The sequence below is a fragment of the Pseudomonas sp. SIMBA_067 genome (genome assembly GCF_046534675.1).
GTDB lineage: Bacteria > Pseudomonadota > Gammaproteobacteria > Pseudomonadales > Pseudomonadaceae > Aquipseudomonas > Aquipseudomonas putida.
On record NZ_JAWRYH010000029.1, the window covers coordinates 1 to 1772 of the forward strand.

Genomic DNA, 1772 nt, shown 5'->3' on the forward strand with positions numbered 1-1772 from the left:
TAGGTGATCACGCCACCTTCGGTTACCGATGGGGTCGCGGTCAGTTTTGCCACGACTTCGTCGGTGGTGTCGGTGACATTGACCTTCGCCGCGTCGCCCAGCTGCAGGTTCTCGAAGGTACGGCCGCCGATGTCGGCTGCCGACTTGATACCCAGGCTGATTTCACCGGAGTCTTTGTAGACGTCGTCGCCTTGGGCAGCGTGCTCGTAGGGCGCGCTGGTTTGGCCGGCCTTGATGGTGACTTGAGCGTTGTTGCTCAGGGTCACGACCAGATCGTGGTCCAGCGGCTGGTTGATGTGCACGGTGAACGTCGGTTTGACGTTCTCGGCGACCGAAGTCTGGTCGGCCGTGATGGTGACCTTGACCAAGTCACCTTCGTTGGTGCCGCCTGGGTTGCCTGGAGTGCCTGGCTCGTCAGTGACCTGGGTGCTGACAGGAGTCTTGTCCAGGGTCAGCTGTTCGAACTTGCCGACATCCGCGCCCGCAACGGTCGCGATGGAGTTGACCACTGCAGGGTTGCTGCCGACGTAGACGTTGTCCGGGGCAGTCACGCTGATCGAACCGCTGGTGCCATTGGCCGGTACGGTGATGACGGTCTTGCCGTCGCTCAGCGTGAAGGTCAGGGCGCCGTGGTTGTTGATCGGCAGGCCGTCTTTGTTGGTCAGGGTGATGGTGTAGGTGATCTCACCGCCTTCGGTGACCGAAGGGGTGGCGGTCAGCTTCGCCACCACTTCGTCGGTGGTGTCGGTGACATCCACTTTCGCAGCGCCGCCCAACTCCAGGTTTTCAAAGGTCGCACCGGTGGCGTCCACCGCCGACTTGATGCCAACGCTGGTTTCACCGGCGTCGTTGTAAACGTCGTCGCCTTGCGCATCGTGGGTGTACGGTGCGCTGGTCTCGCCGGCCTTGATGGTGACCTGAGCGTTGTTGCTCAGGGTCACGACCAGATCGTGGTCCAGCGGCTGGTTGATGTGCACGGTGAACGTCGGTTTGACGTTCTCGGCGACCGAAGTCTGGTCGGCCGTGATGGTGACCTTGACCAAGTCACCTTCGTTGGTGCCGCCTGGGTTGCCTGGAGTGCCTGGCTCGTCAGTGACCTGGGTGCTGACAGGAGTCTTGTCCAGGGTCAGCTGTTCGAACTTGCCGACATCCGCGCCCGCAACGGTCGCGATGGAGTTGACCACTGCAGGGTTGCTGCCGACGTAGACGTTGTCCGGGGCAGTCACGCTGATCGAACCGCTGGTGCCATTGGCCGGTACGGTGATGACGGTCTTGCCGTCGCTCAGCGTGAAGGTCAGCGCGCCGTGGTTGTTGATCGGCAAACCGTCTTTGTTGGTCAGGGTGATGGTGTAGGTGATCTCGCCGCCTTCGGTCACCGAAGGGGTGGCGGTCAGTTTCGCCACCACTTCGTCGGTGGTGTCGGTGACGTCGACCTTCGCCGAGCCGCCCAACTCCAGGTTTTCGAAGGTACGGCCGTCAACGTCCACAGCGGACTTGATGCCCAAGCTGATCTCACCGGCGTCGTTGTAGACGTCGTCGCCCTGCGCATCGTGGGTATACGGCGCGCTGGTATCACCGGCTTTGATGGTGACCTGAGCGTTGTTGCTCAGGGTCACGACCAGGTCGTGGTCCAGCGGCTGGTTGATGTGCACGGTGAACGTCGGTTTGACGTTCTCGGCTACCGAGTTCTGGTCAGCCGTGATGGTGACCTTGACCAGGTCGCCTTCGTTGTTGCCGCCTGGGTTGCCCGGAGTGCCTGGCTCGTCAGTGAC

At 61.9% G+C, this 1772-nt stretch carries 1 protein-coding gene; it reads right to left on the reverse strand.

Translation table 11 applies throughout. The features are described from left to right. The coding region (locus SB765_RS27885; RefSeq protein ID WP_410932264.1) for an immunoglobulin-like domain-containing protein at nt 1-1772 on the reverse strand (1772 nt) is incomplete at both ends.